The sequence below is a fragment of the Pseudoalteromonas porphyrae genome, from assembly GCF_001298125.1.
GTDB lineage: Bacteria > Pseudomonadota > Gammaproteobacteria > Enterobacterales > Alteromonadaceae > Pseudoalteromonas > Pseudoalteromonas neustonica.
On record NZ_LHPH01000007.1, the window covers coordinates 248,626 to 267,462 of the forward strand.

Here is an 18,837-nt window from a genome sequence, read left to right on the forward strand (position 1 = left end):
GAATAGACGCTCCCGCGATGTTATGTAGCTTTAAAGAAGGAAAGCAATTATTGTTCCGTTATTATTCGCTTTCTTTAGGAGATTGAAATGGCAGGCATTTTAGACTCAGTGAACCAACGTACTCAGTTGGTTGGGCAAAACCGCCTTGAATTATTATTATTCAAGCTAAGAGGGCGGCAGCGCTTTGGTATAAACGTGTTTAAAGTGAGAGAAGTACTACAATGCCCTCCTTTAACCAATATGCCAAAATCAAATGCGTATATTCGAGGTGTTGCACATATACGTGGGCAGACAATTTCTGTTATTGATTTATCTATGGCCGTTGGTGGCCCTGCAATCGAAAATATAAAAGATAGTTTTATCATCATTGCTGAATATAACCGCTCCGTTCAAGGGTTTTTAGTGGGTGGTGTTGAACGTATTGTTAATATGAATTGGGAAAAAATAATGCCGCCGCCATCTGGGGCTGGTCGATATTCATATTTAACGGCAGTGACCGAAATTGAAAATGAGTTGGTTGAAATTCTTGATGTAGAAAAAATCTTGAATGAAATTTGCCCTGTAAATACAGAAGTTAGCGCCGAAATCGCTAGTGATGGTGAAATTCAAAAAGACTTAGGTGAGCGTATCGTCTTTATTGCTGATGACTCAGCCGTTGCGCGTAACCAAGTAAAGCGTGCTCTGGAACCCTTAGGTGTTCAAACTGAACTCGCTAAAAATGGTAAAGAGGCATTAATTCGTCTTCGTGAAATTGCAGAACTTGATTGCAAACATGATATTACTGAACGTGTTGGTTTGTTGATTTCAGATGTAGAAATGCCTGAAATGGACGGCTATACTCTTACCGCTGAAATTAAAGCTGATCCAAAACTTGCGCCGTTACATGTTATTTTACATACATCGCTTAGTGGTGTGTTTAATCAAGCAATGATTGAAAAAGTCGGTGCTGATGACTTTATTGCAAAATTTAACCCAGATGAATTGGCAACAGCAGTAAAAAAATGGGTTCATTGTGACTAATTCTGATAGGTGGTGTTACTTTGGAAAATAAGCATTTAGAGCAAGGCGAGTATAATCAATTTCGTTCTTTTTTAGAGCAACAATGCGGCATTGTGTTAGGCGATAATAAGCTTTATTTAGTTAAAAGCAGACTTGCGCCTTTAATGGTGCGCTTTAAAGTTGAATCGCTTTCGCAATTGGTTAGTAAAACACTCAGCCCACATGAGCGTCAGTTACGCGCTGCAGTTGTTGATGCAATGACAACAAATGAAACACTTTGGTTCAGGGATCAATATCCTTTTGAGTTATTGCAATCTAAATTGTTTCCTGAGCATAAAGAGTTACGTAGGCCATTAAAAATATGGTCTGCGGCGAGCTCTTCTGGGCAGGAGCCTTACTCAATTGCAATGTCGGTTGCTGAATTTCAGGCTAAGCAGCCTGGTGTATTAAAAATGGGTGCTCAGATAATTGGTACTGATATTTCTAATACGATGCTAGATATGTGTAAACATGCAGAATATGATTCACTCGCTTTAGCTCGTGGTTTGTCAGTAGAGCGCCGTAAAAAGTTTTTTAAAGACAGCGGCAATGGCATGGCGCAGGTTGTTGATCCTATTAAAAAACTGGTTAGTTTTAGACACCTAAATTTATTAGACTCGTATGCGCTGATGGGGAAGTTTGATATTATTTTTTGCCGTAACGTATTGATTTATTTTTCACCTGAAGTGAAAGCAAAAATTATCGCCCAATTTGCTCAAGCGCTTAACCCTAAGGGCTTTTTGTTTTTAGGAGCGTCAGAGTCAATGTCGGGACTCAGTGATGAGTTTGATATGGTTAGGTGCAACCCTGGAATTATTTATCAAAAAAAATAACTAATTCACTTCTAGCTACTCCTAAAAAAACGGTGCCGTATAAGCACCGTTTTTCTTTATAATTAATAAGTTAATCCTTCCTTTATTGTGTTCATTAAACTGGCTCGTCTTTTGCATTAATCAACTTAAGTCAATTTTTTGGAGATGGTTATGGCTATCAGTTTTGATAAAGCATTTGGGGTGCATCCTCACGCAATGTTGATCCGTTCGCAGCGAGCAGAGTTATTAGCAACCAATATCGCTAATGCTGATACGCCAGGCTATAAAGCGAAAGATATCGATTTTGCGTCTGCACTTAAAACGGCAAAAAGCCACCAGCAAAGCGGCAACAGCATGGTAACAACCAACGCTAAACACATTGCCGGCGGCAGTCGTTATGTAGGTAATAGTGAAATGTTTCGCTCGCCAAATCAAACAGATACAGGTGATGGTAACTCAGTGGATATACAAGTGGAACGAAACTTGTATACAAAGAACTCATTAGAGTATCAGGCAAGCCTGCAGTTTATGAGCGGTAAAATTAAAGGCCTTAAAAAAGCCCTCGGTAGTCAAGGAGCCTAAGCATGAGTTTATATAACGTTTTCGATATTTCAGGTACAGGTATGAGTGCACAGAATGTACGCTTAAATACCACAGCCAGTAATATTTCTAATGCCAATACTATTAGCTCAAGCCAAGACAAGACTTATCGAGCACGCCACGCTGTGTTTGCTGCGGAGTTGAGTAAAGCATCGGAATCGCACGGCAACAAACAGGGGTCGTCTGTTGGCGTAAAAGTGTTAGGGATCGTGGAGAGTAATAAGCCACTGCAAATAGAATATAACCCGAACCATCCAAGTGCGGATGAAAATGGTTATATCTACAAACCTAATGTTAACGTTGTTGAAGAAATGGCTAATATGATTTCTGCCTCACGCTCTTATCAAACAAATGTGCAAGTTGCTGATGCAGCAAAGCAAATGTTAAGCAAAACACTGTTGCTTGGGCAGCGGTAATTGAGGAAAGGTTATGAGTAACGATATCAGCACAGCATCGTCAACCTATTTAGATTCGCTCAAGTGGCAAGATAAACAGGTAGCGAGCGAGCAAAAAAGCGATGAGTTAACGCAAGAAGATTTTTTCTCGCTGCTAACTCAACAGTTGTCATTTCAAGATCCTAGTAAGCCGGCCGACAATGATCAGATGATCGCACAGATGACCAGTTTTACTATGGCTGAAGGGATCTCGAATTTAAATAGCAACTTTCAGTCACTGGCAGCGTCAATGACATCGAATTCAGCATTACAAGCCTCAACTCTAGTGGGTAAGCAGGCGTTATTAGAGTCTGATAAGTTAGATTTGAATGACACAGGTGATGCTCGCGGGACTGCTGTTGCTGAAGGCCCCGTTGAAAGCTTGATGCTACGAATCGAAGATTCTTCAGGGCAGTTGGTACGTACCATTGATATGGGGGCTCAACCAGCGGGTGCTGTGCGTTTTGCATGGGATGGTAAAAATGCCGATGGGGAACGTTTACCTCCAGGTGAGTACAAAATTAAAGCAGAAGGGCAGCTTAATGGTGAGTTTACAAGTTTACCTGTTGCAACTTTTAAGAATATCGAAAGTGTGAATATTAATGGTGCTAATGGCATTATCGTTAACACAAAAGAAGGTGCGGTTAGGCTAACTGACGTTGCAGAAATCGCGTAGAAATTTTAATAATTAGTTAGCCTTCTTTCGGCTAAACATTGACAGATTAGAGGTGAATTATGAGCTTCAATATTGCATTAACTGGCATTGCAGCCGCACAAAAAGATTTGGATGTAACTGCAAATAATATTGCTAACGTAAATACGACCGGTTTTAAAGAGTCGCGCGCTGAATTTGCTGATGTGTATGCATCGTCAGTTTTTAGCTCGGGCAAAACAAAAAATGGTGATGGTGTACAAACCACCATGGTGGCGCAACAATTCCACCAAGGTTCACTTAAGTTTACTCAAAACTCATTAGATTTAGCAATCACGGGTGAAGGTTATTTTGCAATGAGTGAAGATATAGCATCGCAAGATTTTTCATATTCTCGTGCAGGTGCTTTTAAGCTCAATAAAGATAACTTTGTTGTTGATGCACGTGGTAATTACTTGCAAGGCTTCCCTGTTGACCCTTCTACAGGCAATACAACATCTGTAAGTTTAAGTACGACTTCACCGATTCAGATCCCTGATGCATCAGGAGCACCGCGTCATACGAGCAATATTTATAGCTCAATGAATTTAGATTCGCGTTCAGATGTGCCTACTACTTCTACATTTGATCCTACCGATAGCACGAGTTATAACTCGTCAACGTCTACAACAATTTATGATTCGTTAGGTCAGCCTCACGTTGCGCAGTTATTTTTTGTAAAGCAAGATCCTGCGACCAATGCAAATAGCTGGAGTGTTTATGCCACGATGGATAAACAACCGTTTGATATAACGGGTGCTGCAACAGCAACTGGAGCACATACCCCGATTGATTCATTGCAATTTACTGCCGCAGGTTTACCTGATGTAGCAGCGCCAGAAACAACTTTTCCTGATGTAGTATTGCCATCAGGTGCTGCGGCAGGTTTAAGCACTTTATTGAGTAATGGCGCACAATTTCCGAACGAAATTACGGTAAATTGGCGTGACTCTGCAGGTACGAGTAATAAAGTACCGACTCAATACGCAAGTCGTTTTGAAGTTAAAGCACTTGAGCAAGATGGTGCGACAGTGGGGCGTTTAGCGGGGATTGATATTGGTACAGATGGTAAGGTCGTTGCGTCATACAGCAATGGTGATACCTCATTCTTAGGCCAAGTGGCTATGGTTCGCTTTTCAAACTCACAAGGCTTACAGCAAGCAGGTGATACTTCATGGAAAAAGAGCTTAACATCGGGTGAGCCAATTGCTGGTGAGCCAGGATCAGGTACATTGGGTTCAATTAACTCATCTGCTCTAGAGCAGTCAAATGTAAACTTAACTAATGAATTGGTTGATTTGATCAGTGCACAACGTAACTTCCAAGCAAATTCACGTGCACTTGAAGTTAACTCTACATTACAACAAGCAATCTTGCAGATCCGTTAATCATTAACTTGAACTTAAGTTAAGAGTTAATACTGTAAGGTTCTTATTTACGATCCGACACCTAGGCTGCCTGCAATTGGCGGCCTTTTTTAATCCCCTGATTTGATTACTGCTTTGCCTAATTTATTCTTATTCTTTGCCCGCGGGCCTTAGCTTAAATTAGCGTCAATTTATTGTGGCACTTATCTTGCATTTATTACGTTATAGAATTTTAACGTGAGTCGATGTTATGGACAAGATGGTCTACATTGCAGCGTCTGGGGCTAAGCAAAGTATGCGGGGCCTCGCGCTCAAAGCAAACAATTTAGCAAATGCCAATACGACTGGATTTAAAGCGGACTTTGCACAAGCTCGTTCGATGCAAGCTTTTGGAGAAGGTTTACCTACCCGCGTTTTCTCAATGCAAGAGCGACCAGGTTCAAACATGACCTCAGGCGGTATCGTTGAAACGGGCCGTGATTTAGATATTGCTTTGAGCGATAAAGGTTGGCTAAGTGTTCAAGATGCATCAGGCAAAGAAGCTTATACCAAAGTTGGTACACTAAATATCACCCCTGATGGTGCTTTAATAACGAGTCATGGTCGTCAGGTAATAGGTGAGGGTGGCCCGATCATTTTGCCGTTACCAATTGAAAAATTAGAGTTTAGTGAAGACGGAGCGATTCAGGTTCGCCCGCAAGGTGCGCCAGCAAACTTCTTAGAGGTGGTTGATCGCCTTAAGGTCATTAAGGCAAATAACTCTGAACTTGAAAAAGGCAATGATGGCCTGTTTAGACCAAAGCCTGAGTTACTCATTGATGATTTATGTGGGTTTTGTGATATCTCACCAAACGTTAAAGTGATGAGCGGTATGTTAGAGATGTCAAACGTGAACCCCGTACATGAGATGGTGGATATGATAAGCCATCAACGCCAATTTGAATTACAAGTTAAGTTAATGAAAACAGCTGAAGAAATTGACGAACGTCAAACTCAGTTGATGCGCATTGTTTAACCTTATTGAGAGGACACAAAAATGAATCCTGCATTGTGGATCAGTAAAACAGGCTTAGATGCCCAACAAACCGATATTTCGGTGATCTCAAATAACTTAGCCAATGCCAGTACTGTCGGTTATAAAAAGAGCCGAGCGGTGTTTGAAGACTTACTTTATCAAAATATTAACCAGCCGGGTGGTCGTTCATCGCAAGATACAGAAATGCCATCAGGTTTAATGCTTGGTGCGGGTGCTAAGGTTGTTGCCAACCAAAAGAACTTTTCTCAAGGTAATATGTTGACCACTGAAAACTCCTTAGATTGGATGATTTCGGGTCCTGGTTTTTTCGAAATACTACAACCAGATGGCAATATTGCCTATTCGCGAAACGGCCAATTTACGACAGATGAAGATGGTCGAATTGTAACCGCTGGTGCAGGTTTTCCGGTTCAACCTGAAATGAATGTACCTGATGATGCACAGTCCATCACAATTTCGCAAGACGGCGAAGTATCTGTACGTGTTGCAGGGCAGGCTGAGAATGTCGTGATTGGGCAGCTAACAATTAGTGATTTTATTAATCCATCGGGTTTAGAGCCTGTTGGTCAAAACTTATATACAGAGACTGCCGTCAGTGGTGCTCCAGTGCAAGGTAATCCAGGTCTAGAAGGCTTAGGTTCTGTGGTACAAGGCGCATTAGAAACGTCTAATGTTAATGTGACCGAAGAATTGGTTAACTTGATTGAGACGCAGCGTATTTATGAAATGAACTCAAAAGTTATTTCAGCTGTGGATGAAATGATGAGTTATATCAATCAGCAACTTTAATGATTAGGGGCAAAGTGATGCGTAATTTTACCATAACCTTAACGGGTGTATTATTTTTAAGTGGCTGTATGACAAGCCAAAATACTGATGTGGTTCAGGATGACCCTTACTATGCGCCTATGTATCCAGAGCCTGCAACAGAGCAAGTTGTAGCGACAGGTTCACTATTTGATAGTTATTTATCGAATGATCTTTATTCAGATAAAAAAGCACTGCGCACAGGCGATATTATTACGGTGAAACTGCAAGAGTCAACACAGTCATCAAAAGCTGCAAAAACTCAAACTGATAAAACAAGTGACGCAAGTCTTGATCCTGTTGTTGGGTTAGGGGGGTTGCCGGTTAATATTGGTGGCGATAGCATTCAATTTGGCATTGGCAGTGGCTCGTCTTTTAATGGCGATTTAAAATCAAACCAATCAAATAGTTTATTTGGTGATATTTCAGTAAACGTAATGCGTGTGTTACCAAATGGAAATTTAGTGATTCGTGGTGAAAAGTGGCTGACGTTGAATACAGGTGAAGAGTTTATTCGACTCGAAGGGCTTGTGCGTCCACAAGATGTTACTGCAGATAATACAGTTACCTCTAATCGCATTGCTAATGCGAGAATTCAATATTCAGGCAAAGGGCAATTACAAGAGTCTCAAAGTGCGGGTTGGTTAACGCAGTTCTTCAGTAGTGCACTGTTCCCTTTTTAAAGGATCGTTATTATGAATGGCTTTAAAGTATTAATTACTCTTTGCTTATTAGGTTGGCACGCCAATGTTTTTGCAGAGCGTATTAAAGATGTATCAATGGTTGAAGGTGTTCGTTCAAATCAACTCGTAGGGTATGGTTTGGTTGTAGGTTTACCTGGCACTGGTGAGCAAAGCAGATTCACTGAACAAAGCTTTAAAGGTATGTTAAATAGTTTTGGTATTACATTACCAGCTACTTTAAAACCAAAAATTAAAAATGTGGCTGCTGTTGCAGTCCATGCAGAATTGCCCGCATTTAGAAAACCAGGACAAAGAATTGATATTACCGTTTCTTCAATTGGCAGCGCGGGTAGTTTACGTGGTGGTACCTTAATTCAAACCTTTCTAAAAGGGGTTGATGGTAATACGTATGCAATAGCGCAAGGGAGTTTAATTGTTGGTGGACTTGGCGCTGAAGGGGCCGATGGTAGCCGTGTTGTTATAAATACACCCACAGTGGGGCGTATTCCAAATGGTGCGACGGTGGAGCGTGCGATTAAAAGCCCTTTTATGCAAGGCGACTACATTACATTTAATTTAAATCGCCCTGACTTTACAACGGCAAAACGTTTAGAGCAGGTGATAAATGATCTGGTCGGGCCAAATAGCGCAACAGCGATAGATGCCGCATCAATACGTGTAATTGCTCCAAGAGATGCATCGCAACGTGTTTCTTACTTATCAACACTTGAAAATTTAGAGTTTAAGCCTGCTGATACCGCCGCAAAAATCATTGTTAATTCGCGCACTGGTACGATTGTGATTGGCAAAAATGTAAAATTACAACCTGCGGCAATTACTCATGGTGGTTTAACGGTAACAATTGCAGAGCAGCAAAATGTGGCGCAGCCAAATCCACTGGCTGAAGGGGAAACGGTCGTTACTAATCAAAGTATAATAGATGTGAACGAAGATGATTCGCGTGCTTTTGTTTTTAATCCAGGTGTAAGCCTTGATGACTTAGTGCGTGCTATTAATGAAGTGGGCGCAGCACCTGGTGATTTAATGGCCATTTTAGAAGCACTAAAAGAAGCAGGGGCAATAAATGGACAGCTTGTTGTGATTTAACATGTGATCTATTAGCGACATTCACGAATGTCTACATTACCGCCTTCGCGACATTGTAGACATTTGTTTACTGGATAAAAAATCTAGCCGAGGCTAACTTTACTTTGTAACCACCTAGCATACTTGTTTTACTTTCACGCCAACACGCCAACACGCCAACACGCCAACACGCCAACACGCCAACACGCCAACACGCCAACACGCCAACATGATATTTGGCTCAATTATTGCATTGTTAGTAGTATTATTAACTATTGTGTCAAATTGCTGATGGATACTAATCATCTCGATAAACAAAACTTCTTTGATTTAGGGAATCTTGACTCACTGCGTCAAGAGGCCTTAAAGGGCGGGGCTTCGCCTGAAGCGTCTAAAGAAGCGCTGAAAAAAGCAGCGGCACAATTTGAATCTATCTTTACGCAAATGTTACTTAAAAGTATGCGCAAAGCAAATGAAGCCTTTGAGGATAAAGAAAGTCCATTTAATTCAAGCGGTGTAAAGTTCTTTGAAGAAATGCATGACCAGCAACTATCCGTTGAGCTTTCTTCAAAAGGCTCGCTAGGTTTGGCTGATATTATTGTTCAACAACTCTCCCCAGATACTAAAAACTTTATGCCAGGGTCTGTACTGCGCTCAGTTAATGAGTTTTCAAGTGATAACCGTGCAAACGGTAAAAGTACTGATGCTAGCGTTGACTCAGCCTCTGCCAGTAAAGCGCAAAAGCAGCAAAAACCACAGTTTGAAAATGCTGAAGAGTTTATCTCAAGTGTGTGGGAGCACGCTAAAACAGCCGCAGAAAAAATAGGGTTAAACCCAGCTGTAATGGTTGCACAAGCTGCACTTGAGACTGGCTGGGGGAAACACATTATTAATAAAAGTGATGGTAATAGCTCATTTAATTTATTCAATATTAAGTCAGATAGAAGCTGGCAAGGTGATAAAGCCAGTAAAGTTACACTTGAATTTGAAGAAGGTATGCCTGTTAAAAAACAGGCTAGCTTTAGAGCCTATGACTCAATCAAAGACAGTGTAAATGACTTTGTTGAATTTTTGACGCAAAACCCACGTTATCAAGAAGCCTTACAAAATACCGCAAAACCTGCCGCTTTTTTAGATTCATTACAAAAAGCGGGGTATGCAACCGACCCCAATTATGCCGATAAAATTAAGCAGGTACTTAATCGCACTGAGCTTAAAACATTGGCGGCAACATTGGTTCGCCAAGGAGTAAATTAAAATGTCGTTTAATTTGTTAGACATTGCTAATTCTGGTGTACGTGCTAATACAGAATTACTGCAAACGACCAGCAAGAATATTGCCAATGTAAATACAGTGGGCTATGTGCGCGAGCGTACAGAGCACATGACTATGATCGATAATCAAGTTGGTCGTGGTGATACGTACAGATTACTTAATGAGTTCGCACAAAAACAACTAAATCGCGATACTTCAAATAAAGCATTCTTTGATCAATTTGTTAGCGAAGCTGGCCGAGTAGATACATTATTCTCTCAAGAGTCTAATAGCTTATCTACCAGTATAAACTCCCTTTTTAATAATGTGCAGGAGAGTTTAAATCAGCCCTCTTCAACGGTTGCCCGCTCGCTAGTAATGACTGATGCGCAAAATTTAATTAGTCAAATGGAGCGTTTATCTGGGATCGTATTTGATCAAAAAAATATTGTGAACGAGCAGCTTGAAATATTTTCTGGGGAAGCGAATACGTTAGTACAGAATATCAGCAAGCTTAACAAACAAGTCGCAGCTGTTAATGGGACGCGAAATGCTGCTGATGCAAGTTCCATGTTTAACGAACGTGATCAAGCAATACGCGAGTTATCAGAGTTGGTTGATATTGAAACGTTAGACGGCCCTAATGGTGAAAAACTGGTGTTTATGGGCACAGGAGAAGCACTTGTAATGCAAAGTGGTTCATTTAATTTATTTTCAATGCGCGGTGACCCTGATCCTAACTTTAAAGAACTTCACCTAGATATAAACGACGGCAAAGCTGTGCCGCTTGAAGTTGATGTAGGTAAACTAAAAGGTAAAATTGGTGGACTGCTGGCATTTCGTGATGATGTATTAGTACCAGCACAAAACCAGTTAGGGCAAATGGGACTTGCGATTGCAGATGCATTTAATCAGCAAAATAGGCTTGGAATGGATGGTAATGGTGAGCTAGGTGGCGATATTTTTACTATACCTACAACCGGTGGGTTTGCATATCAAGCTAATACAGGTACAGCGGCAATGACTGCCACATTAGAGCCTGGCAAAGGCAGCGAAATACCTGCAAGTGACTTTGTTATTACTTATACCAGTGCAACGACAGTTGAAATTCAGCCTGTTGATAATAAAGGTGAGCCACTCGGCAGTGCCTCTACGGCTAATATTGTTGGCGGTATTGTTGATTCATCAACGATTACCAGTGGTGAATCGTTTGGTTTGCAGATTAATGTCTCTGGTACGGGAAACGTTGATGATCAATTTCAGATAAAACTGAATGCTCAGGCTGCATCTAGCTTAGAAATGGCAACGAATAGGCCAGAAGATTTAGCATTAGCTGCTCCAATTCGTACCGCAAATGATATTAATAACACCAGTGAAGCGAGTATATCTGTAGGTGATGTGACGAGTATTGACTCCGGTGGTTTTACAGCAACACCGCCAGGGCTGACTAATGGTGATGTTAGTTTAGTTAAAACAGCGAATTTAAACGAGTATACAATTACAGACGGCAGCGGTACGAGTACATTTACAATAACGCCACCGGCTGAGAATATTTTAGCTCAAGCAGGCGCTCCGTTTGATGGTTATGGTTTTGATTTTAATATTGAAGGCACGCCAGCAACAGGTGATACCTTTACATTAGAGTTTAATACAGGTGGCTTTGATGATAACCGTAATGGGTTAAAACTAGCTGAGTTACAAAATGGTGAGTTAGTGCGTCAAAATGTTGTCACCACAGCGACAGCAGATAATCATAAGACCTTTAATCAAGCTTATGGGGCTTTAGTAACAGATGTAGGCGTTGTAACTAACCAAGCAAAAACAAATGGTGCAGCCTTTGAAGCGTTAGCAAAGCAATCAGAGGCTTGGTATGAATCATTATCAGGGGTTAATCTTGATGAAGAGGCGGCCAATTTACTGCGCTTTCAGCAATCTTATGCAGCGTCAGCTCAGGTGCTTGCGACATCCCGTACTATTTTTGACACTTTACTTGGTGCTACGAGGTAATTATGCGTTTATCAAACAATTTAATGTATCAAAGTAGTGTGAATTCTATTTTGAAAAACCAACAAAATGTCAATAAAGCACAAGAGCAAGTTAATACTCAAAAACGTGTTTTAACTGCCTCAGATGACCCCTCAGCGACTGCACGTGCATTACTGTATACAGATAAGATTCAAACAAATGAACAGTTTAGTAAAAATATTACTATGTTGACCAGTCGTTTAAATATTCAAGAGAGTGTGCTTGAAAATATCAAACTTTCACTTGAAAAAGCACATACATTAGCTATTCAGGCTGGTAATGGTGCATATAGCGATATAGATCGTCAAGGTATTGCGGAAGAAATCAAATCAATTCAAAGTAATGTACATGATTTAATGAATGCTAAAACAGAAGACAATAAGTATATTTTTTCTGGTTACCAAGATAACACGCAAACTTACAGCTTTAACTCTACGTCGAGTAAGTACGAGTACGGCGGTGATCAAGGCCAACATAAGATCAAAGTAGCTGAAGGTGTAGAAATAAAATCCAGCGACAATGGTTTTGATGTGTTTGAAAAAGTAAATGCGCGCTTAAACCTCACATCCAATGATGGTGTTGCAAGCGGTGGGATCACAAGCGCCAAAGTTTATGTAAAAGAACAGGCTGAGTTTGATGCGTTTCACAAAGCGAGTTATAACGCAGATCCAAATGCAGTCGCAGGCGCAAATACATATAATGTGATAACGACCGCGGGGACCCCTAATACATATCAAGTAGAGCAGGGGGGGAACATTATTGAATCAGGTAGCTTTGATAACGGAACAATCAACTTTGCAGGAATGGAAATTGACATTAGTCCTGTAGCGAGTGGGCAAGTGGATTTTACATTAGAAGCCCCTCAAAAAGAGAATATTTTAAATACATTAAGTGATTTAATCGCAGGCTTGACTGACACCACAATTAACCAAGATGATTATGAGCAAGTATTAGCTGATGCAATGACTCAAATTGATAATGCAAAAAACAATGTCTCTTTGACGCAAGCCGGTTTGGGTGGGCGACTTAATACAACGGAAAAGGTAACAGACTCTAACAGCGATCGTGATGTGAATAATAAAGCATCGCGAGCTGACTTAGTTGAACTCGATATGGCCGAAGCCATAACTGAACTCACCAAACAAGAAACTGCATTACAAGCCTCGCAGGCAACATTTGGCCGCTTAGCTAATTTATCACTGTTCGATTATCTATAAAGTATAAAGAGTAAGGCAATCTGTTGCCTTACTCTTATTTTTTCCTTCCTTTAAACTTATATCTTTTATATTTAGACACTTATAGCTTCCTAAAATATTATCTTAGTAAAAAATAGCAGTTGTGATCTCTGCATTATTTGACCATTGAAATCAATTGTATTTAATTTAAAAGTTATTAAATTACAATGGATTAATGTTTTTTATTAAAAAAACTTAAAAAAAAGCTAAAGGATTTTTTGAGTAGACCGATAACTTAATTAACCAAGCAAAGCGTTGAAAATAACAACCACTGCTTAATCCAGTAAGTTTGAGAGTAAATGATAAGTTTACTTCGGGAGAGATATCATGGCTTTATATGTAAATACAAATGTTAGCGCGTTAAACGCACAAAGACAATTAAACAATTCTGGTAATGCACTAGATACATCATTTCAACGTTTATCATCAGGTTTTCGTATCAACAGTGCGAAAGATGATGCAGCGGGTCTACAAATTTCTGACCGTTTAACGTCACAAATTAATGGCCTTAACCAAGGTAACCGTAACGCAAACGATGGTATTTCATTAGCTCAAACTGCTGAGGGTGCACTAGACGAAACAACTTCAATGTTTCAACGTATGCGTACACTTGCACAACAAGCAGCGAATGGTTCAAACACAGATGAAGATCGCTTAGCAATTCAAGAAGAGATTCGTTCATTATCATCAGAAGTGAATCGTGTTGCTGCAGATACAACGTTTGGTGGTCAAAACCTATTAGATGGCTCTTTCTCAGCTAACTTCCAAGTAGGCGCTGACGCTGTTCAGAATATCAGCTTTAGTATGGCATCAGTTGGTGGAACGGCTAACTCTATAGCGGATAATGGTGGTTTCACCATGTCAGGCATTGCAGGTGTTGCCAGTGCGGTAACCGGTGCTAGCTTAAGTGCTACAGCTGGAACGATTAGTTCGCAAGTAGGCGCATCAGCAGATGAAACAGCATTTTCATCAGTATTTACTGCTGGTGGTATCAGTGTATCGTCACAGGCCAATGCACAAGCGGTAATGGCGGGTATGGATTCGCTTATCGCGGTAGTAGATAAAAAACGTGCGGAGCTAGGTGCTGTTCAAAACAGGTTCCAGTCAACTATTCGTAACCAATCGAATATTTCTGAAAACTTAAGTGCTGCAAAATCACGTATTAAAGATACTGACTTTGCACAAGAAACTGCTAACTTAACTAAAATGCAGATTCTACAACAGGCAAGCCAAACAATTCTTAGCCAGGCTAATCAGCGTCCACAGGCAGCATTAAGTCTTCTAGGTTAATAACTGATTTATTAATTTTGAAGCGACGTCAATTAATTGACTAAGAATGTAGCGCCTTTGTCTAATGGGGTATTAACAAAGGCGCTGAAACGGATTGATAAAGCGGAGGCGCTTAAAATCCTGAAGTGTTCTCACATTTGTAAGAACATAATATGCAAAGCATAAACTATGCCAATGTTTTTGTTTTAAACCTACTCTCAAACTTATCTTTCAAGGGCCTTTTAAAGGCCCTTTTTTTATGGGGTCAATAAATAATCATAAAGTTGGCCTAAAGATTGCTCAATACTTATTAAGTTTTTAAATTAACCTGCAAAGTGGCAGTTTATTGCCCCGGGCCAATATATCTTGGCTGCTGTAACTAGTCACTTTGTCAAAATTCCACTTAATTAAAGTGGCTTTAATTTGACAGATAAGAAGAGAGTTTATTATGGCTTTATTTGTAAACACGAATGTCAGTGCGTTAAATGCACAAAGACAGCTAGAAAGAACTGGAAACGACTTAGATACATCATTTAAACGTTTATCATCTGGGTTGCGTATTAATAGTGCTGCTGATGATGCCGCTGGTTTACAAATATCGGATCGTTTACAGTCGCAAATCCTAGGCTTAAACCAAGGCAATCGTAATGCGAATGATGGCATTTCTTTAGCACAAACTGCCGAAGGTGCTCTTGATGAAATTACATCAACATTCCAGCGTATTCGAACATTGGCACAGCAATCAGCAAACGGCTCTAATACTGATGAAGATAGGCTTGCGATCCAAGAAGAGATCAGGCAGCTATCAGATGAAGTTAATCGGATCGCCAGTGATACCACATTCGGCGGCCAAAATTTACTAGATGGTTCTTACTCTGCAAGCTTTCAAGTCGGCGCTGATGCTGTGCAAACAATTGGGTTTAGTATGCAATCAGTTGGTGATACGGCCAATTCATTAGCGGCTAATGGTGGTTTCACTATTTCAGGTGTTGCAGGTGTAGCATCTGCAGTAGGTGGAAAGGCGCTTTCAACACTTGCAGCAAATGTCAGTTCTGTTGATGGTGCAACGGCATCGACAACTTTAGATTTTTCTGCTGTATTTACAGCCGCGGGTATTAGTGTGTCGTCACAAGTAAACGCGCAAGCTGTTTTGGCTGGAATGGATTCACTTATTGCCGTTGTAGATAAAAAGCGTGCTGAACTCGGTGCAGTTCAAAATCGGTTTCAGTCTACAATACGAAACCAAGCTAATATTTCTGAAAACTTAGCCTCTGCTAAGTCACGTATTAAAGATGCAGACTTCGCCATGGAAACAGCAAATTTAACTAAAAACCAAATATTACAACAAGCAAGCCAAACAATTTTAGGTCAAGCGAATCAACGACCTCAGGCTGCATTAAGCTTGTTACAGGGCTAAAATAAAATAGAATTGTTAAAAAATTATAAATAAAGCTAAAGTTTCCGTTTTATCTGACGATAACTGACTTAGAGAACTAAAAATCTAGGACTCTCAGTCTGGAATAATAACAGGGTAGGGGTATCCCGTTGTTATTCTATTTAAAATGATAAAGCGGAGGCTATTATGGCTTTATATGTAAATACTAATGTGAGTTCTTTGAACGCACAACGCCAGTTAATGAAGTCTGGCAACCAACTAGATACATCCTTTCAACGCCTTTCATCAGGTTTTCGTATTAATAGTGCGAAAGATGATGCTGCAGGTATGCAAATATCTAACCGTTTGACTAGCCAAATAAGCGGCCTAGATCAAGGTAATCGTAACGCAAATGATGGTATTTCACTTGCACAAACTGCTGAAGGTGCGCTTGATGAAACAACATCTATGTTTCAGCGTATGCGAACATTGGCACAGCAAGCATCAAATGGTTCTAATACCGATGAAGATCGCTTGGCTATCCAAGAAGAAATTCGTTCATTATCGTCAGAAGTAAACCGTGTAGCTGCCGATACTACGTTTGGTGGTCAAAACTTATTAGATGGCTCATTTTCTGCCAACTTTCAAGTAGGTGCTGATGCGATTCAAAATATTAGCTTTAGTATGAAAGATGTTGGTGGCACAGCTAACTCTATTGCAGCTGACGGCGGCTTTACTATGTCAGGTATTGCCAGTGTTGCGAGTGCTGTAACGGGTGCAAGTTTAAGTGCTACAGCGGGTACAATTAGTACGCAAGTGGGTGCATCTGCAGATGAAACTGCTTTCTCATCAGTCTTTTCAGCGTCGGGGATCAGTGTATCTTCTCAAGCAAATGCACAAGCTGTAATGGCTGGTATGGATGCGATGATTGCTGTGGTTGATAAAAAACGTGCAGAGCTTGGTGCGGTACAAAACCGATTCCAATCAACAATCCGTAACCAATCAAATATCTCTGAGAACTTAAGTGCAGCAAAATCACGTATAAAAGATACTGATTTCGCAGCTGAGACAGCGAGTCTAACAAAGTCACAAATACTTCAACAGGCAAGCCAATCGATTCTAAGTCAAGCAAACCAGCGTCCACAAGTAGCACTGTCGTTACTAGGCTAATGGGTTTCTAAGTCATTATTGAGCTTTTGCTTGATAATGACTTATACTTTGTTTGTGTTTTGAAGGAGACCTACCATGGCTGATTTAAGTGCAATAATCAAATCAAACGAAAATCTGTCTGCTAATTCATCTTTTACAAATAAAAGTGAATTAAATGAAGTTAATAAAAAAGTAAATGTTGAACAAGGTGGCGTAAAAATTGCTGGAAGAGAACCTGCGTTTGTTGAAGACGGCAAAGAGCTAGATTCAGAAGGTGAAAGAAAAGCGCTGATCGAAGAAGTAAAAGAGAACTTAGAAAAATTAAATAAATATATACCCGTTACTTCAACTAATTTAGTGTTTGAATTTGATGAAGATGGTGATCCGCCGATTATCAAAGTATTTGATAAGAAAAGCGAAGAGGTTATTCGTGAAATACCGACTAAAGAATTTAGAGAAGTAGCTAAAGCTTTAGATGAATTTGCCGATAAACTTACTAACAAAGGTTTGCTATTGAATCAAACCGCCTAACACTTTTTGGAACAGATAGTAGGAGAGAAGTATGCCACTAATTACATCCGCAGGTATTGGATCGGGGCTGGATCTCGAAAGTATCATTAGCGCATCAGTTGCCGCTGAAAATGTTCCAAAAATGAATGCCTTTGTAAAAAAAGAAGAATCACTCAAAGTAGAGCTTTCTGCTATTGGTGAAATAAAAGGCGCACTTTCTAAGTTACAAGATACGATAGAGAAACTAGCGGATCCAGATAACTTCAATAAACGAATTGCTAACATCACACAACCAACCAGTGATGACGGCGATCTCGTTTCAGTTACCCCAACAAAAGATATTACGCCTGGCGACTTTAAAATCGAAGTTGTAGCGCTCGCTCAGGGCAGCCGTGCCGTTTCCAATGACTCGCTTTTTACAACCACTGATGATGTGGTTAGTGCTTCTGGAGGAACGCTTTCTTTTGCTGCAGGCCCAGACAAAAGCTTTGATTTAACTGTGGATGCAGGCGCTACTCTAGCTGAATTACGTGATGCGATAAATGACTCTGATGATAACTTTGGTGTGACAGCAAATATAATTAACACAGGCACTGAGGCTAAGCTAGTTTTAACATCAAATGTAACTGGCGATAACAATGATCTTGTGATCACTAATGACAATGCCGAACTTGATAACGTTTCAACCGTAGCAAACGCTGGCGGTGCTGGTGGTATTGGTATAGCTGCTGAGAACCAAGCCCAAAGTGCAATAATTAAAGTCGATGGTATTTCAATAACAAACGACACCAATACGTTTAAAGATGCAGTGCAAGATATGACGATCACAGCTAAACGCCAAAGTGTTGATGGTGAAACAGCAAAGCTTGCGGTTAGTTATGACCGTGAGAGTCCAACAAAACTAATCGATGAATTTATTGCAAACTATAATAATGTAGTTGGTCAGTTAGGGTTTCAATCTCGAGTCGGTAAGCCGCTAAATAGTGACGCGACAATTCGTTCATTAAGTTCACAGCTTGTGAATACACTTTCGACTAACTTAACAGATTCTGGTCCTTTTAAGAGTATATTTGATATTGGTTTAGGTGTTAAGAAAGATGGTTACTTAGAAAAGTCATCACTCGTGCGTAGCCTGAGTGTTGCTATGGATGAAAATTTTGACGACATTGGCAAAGCATTTGCTGGTGATAACGGTCTAGCAAAACAATTTGAGGAATTATTAGGAAATTACGTTGATTCGGATGGAATAATGAAGCAACGTGAAACAAACTTAAATACTCAAATTGATGATTTAGAAGATGATGTTATTAATCATGAGTTTAGAATGGGTGAGTTAGAAGGGCGACTAAGAAAACAGTATTCTGGGTTAGATGTTTTATTGGCACAAATGCAATCAACGCAGACCTACCTTAGCGCACAACTATCTAGCTTGCCTGGGTTTACAAGAAACAAATCATAATGACTA

At 40.2% G+C, this 18,837-nt stretch carries 18 protein-coding genes; all 18 read left to right on the top strand.

From position 1 onward, the window contains the following. Positions 1 to 87 precede the first annotated feature (87 nt). On the top strand, positions 88 to 1,020 hold the full coding sequence (locus tag ADS77_RS08145; RefSeq protein ID WP_054203367.1) for a chemotaxis protein: 933 nt from the start codon (positions 88 to 90) through the stop codon (positions 1,018 to 1,020). Between the two features lie 20 nt (positions 1,021 to 1,040). Beyond that, a complete protein-coding gene (locus tag ADS77_RS08150; protein WP_054203366.1) occupies positions 1,041 to 1,871 on the top strand; it encodes a CheR family methyltransferase in 831 nt (276 codons plus the stop codon). Between the two features lie 150 nt (positions 1,872 to 2,021). Then, positions 2,022 to 2,432, top strand: a complete 411-nt coding sequence (gene flgB, locus ADS77_RS08155) for a flagellar basal body rod protein FlgB (RefSeq protein WP_054203365.1) — start codon at positions 2,022 to 2,024, stop codon at positions 2,430 to 2,432. A 2-nt stretch (positions 2,433 to 2,434) separates the two neighbouring features. After that, complete coding sequence (flgC, locus tag ADS77_RS08160) at positions 2,435 to 2,866, top strand: flagellar basal body rod protein FlgC (RefSeq protein ID WP_054203364.1); 432 nt, start codon at positions 2,435 to 2,437, stop codon at positions 2,864 to 2,866. Positions 2,867 to 2,879: 13 nt separating this feature from the next. Continuing rightward, positions 2,880 to 3,560, top strand: coding sequence for a flagellar hook assembly protein FlgD (locus tag ADS77_RS08165; protein WP_054203363.1), 681 nt, complete (start codon positions 2,880 to 2,882; stop codon positions 3,558 to 3,560). Positions 3,561 to 3,619: 59 nt separating this feature from the next. Further along, on the top strand, positions 3,620 to 4,963 hold the full coding sequence (gene flgE, locus ADS77_RS08170; protein WP_054203362.1) for a flagellar hook protein FlgE: 1,344 nt from the start codon (positions 3,620 to 3,622) through the stop codon (positions 4,961 to 4,963). A gap of 229 nt (positions 4,964 to 5,192) precedes the next feature. Further along, entirely contained in the window at positions 5,193 to 5,957 is a 765-nt protein-coding gene (locus tag ADS77_RS08175) for a flagellar basal body rod protein FlgF (protein ID WP_054203361.1), read from the top strand. Positions 5,958 to 5,978: 21 nt separating this feature from the next. Continuing rightward, on the top strand, positions 5,979 to 6,767 hold the full coding sequence (flgG, locus tag ADS77_RS08180) for a flagellar basal-body rod protein FlgG (RefSeq protein ID WP_054203360.1): 789 nt from the start codon (positions 5,979 to 5,981) through the stop codon (positions 6,765 to 6,767). Between the two features lie 17 nt (positions 6,768 to 6,784). Further along, positions 6,785 to 7,468, top strand: a complete 684-nt coding sequence (flgH, locus tag ADS77_RS08185) for a flagellar basal body L-ring protein FlgH (RefSeq protein WP_054203359.1) — start codon at positions 6,785 to 6,787, stop codon at positions 7,466 to 7,468. A gap of 12 nt (positions 7,469 to 7,480) precedes the next feature. Then, positions 7,481 to 8,575 carry a flagellar basal body P-ring protein FlgI gene (locus ADS77_RS08190; RefSeq protein WP_054203358.1) on the top strand — a complete coding sequence of 365 codons (1,095 nt, stop codon included), beginning with the start codon at positions 7,481 to 7,483 and terminating at the stop codon, positions 8,573 to 8,575. A gap of 270 nt (positions 8,576 to 8,845) precedes the next feature. Beyond that, positions 8,846 to 9,811, top strand: a complete 966-nt coding sequence (gene flgJ, locus ADS77_RS08195) for a flagellar assembly peptidoglycan hydrolase FlgJ (protein WP_054203357.1) — start codon at positions 8,846 to 8,848, stop codon at positions 9,809 to 9,811. 1 nt (position 9,812) lies between these two features. Continuing rightward, positions 9,813 to 11,816: a flagellar hook-associated protein FlgK gene (gene flgK / locus ADS77_RS08200; RefSeq protein WP_054453851.1), complete on the top strand. Its 2,004-nt coding sequence runs from the start codon at positions 9,813 to 9,815 to the stop codon at positions 11,814 to 11,816. Between the two features lie 2 nt (positions 11,817 to 11,818). Then, positions 11,819 to 13,051 (top strand): flagellar hook-associated protein FlgL, encoded by a 1,233-nt coding sequence (flgL, locus tag ADS77_RS08205; RefSeq protein ID WP_054453854.1) that lies wholly within the window; start codon positions 11,819 to 11,821, stop codon positions 13,049 to 13,051. 345 nt (positions 13,052 to 13,396) lie between these two features. Continuing rightward, positions 13,397 to 14,359 (top strand): flagellin, encoded by a 963-nt coding sequence (locus tag ADS77_RS08210; protein WP_054203354.1) that lies wholly within the window; start codon positions 13,397 to 13,399, stop codon positions 14,357 to 14,359. Positions 14,360 to 14,786: 427 nt separating this feature from the next. Then, entirely contained in the window at positions 14,787 to 15,755 is a 969-nt protein-coding gene (locus ADS77_RS08215) for a flagellin (RefSeq protein WP_054203353.1), read from the top strand. Positions 15,756 to 15,920: 165 nt separating this feature from the next. Beyond that, positions 15,921 to 16,883, top strand: a complete 963-nt coding sequence (locus ADS77_RS08220) for a flagellin (protein ID WP_054203352.1) — start codon at positions 15,921 to 15,923, stop codon at positions 16,881 to 16,883. 75 nt (positions 16,884 to 16,958) lie between these two features. Continuing rightward, on the top strand, positions 16,959 to 17,393 hold the full coding sequence (locus ADS77_RS08225; RefSeq protein ID WP_054203351.1) for a flagellar protein FlaG: 435 nt from the start codon (positions 16,959 to 16,961) through the stop codon (positions 17,391 to 17,393). 31 nt (positions 17,394 to 17,424) lie between these two features. Then, positions 17,425 to 18,831, top strand: a complete 1,407-nt coding sequence (fliD, locus tag ADS77_RS08230) for a flagellar filament capping protein FliD (protein WP_054203350.1) — start codon at positions 17,425 to 17,427, stop codon at positions 18,829 to 18,831. Positions 18,832 to 18,837: the final 6 nt, after the last annotated feature.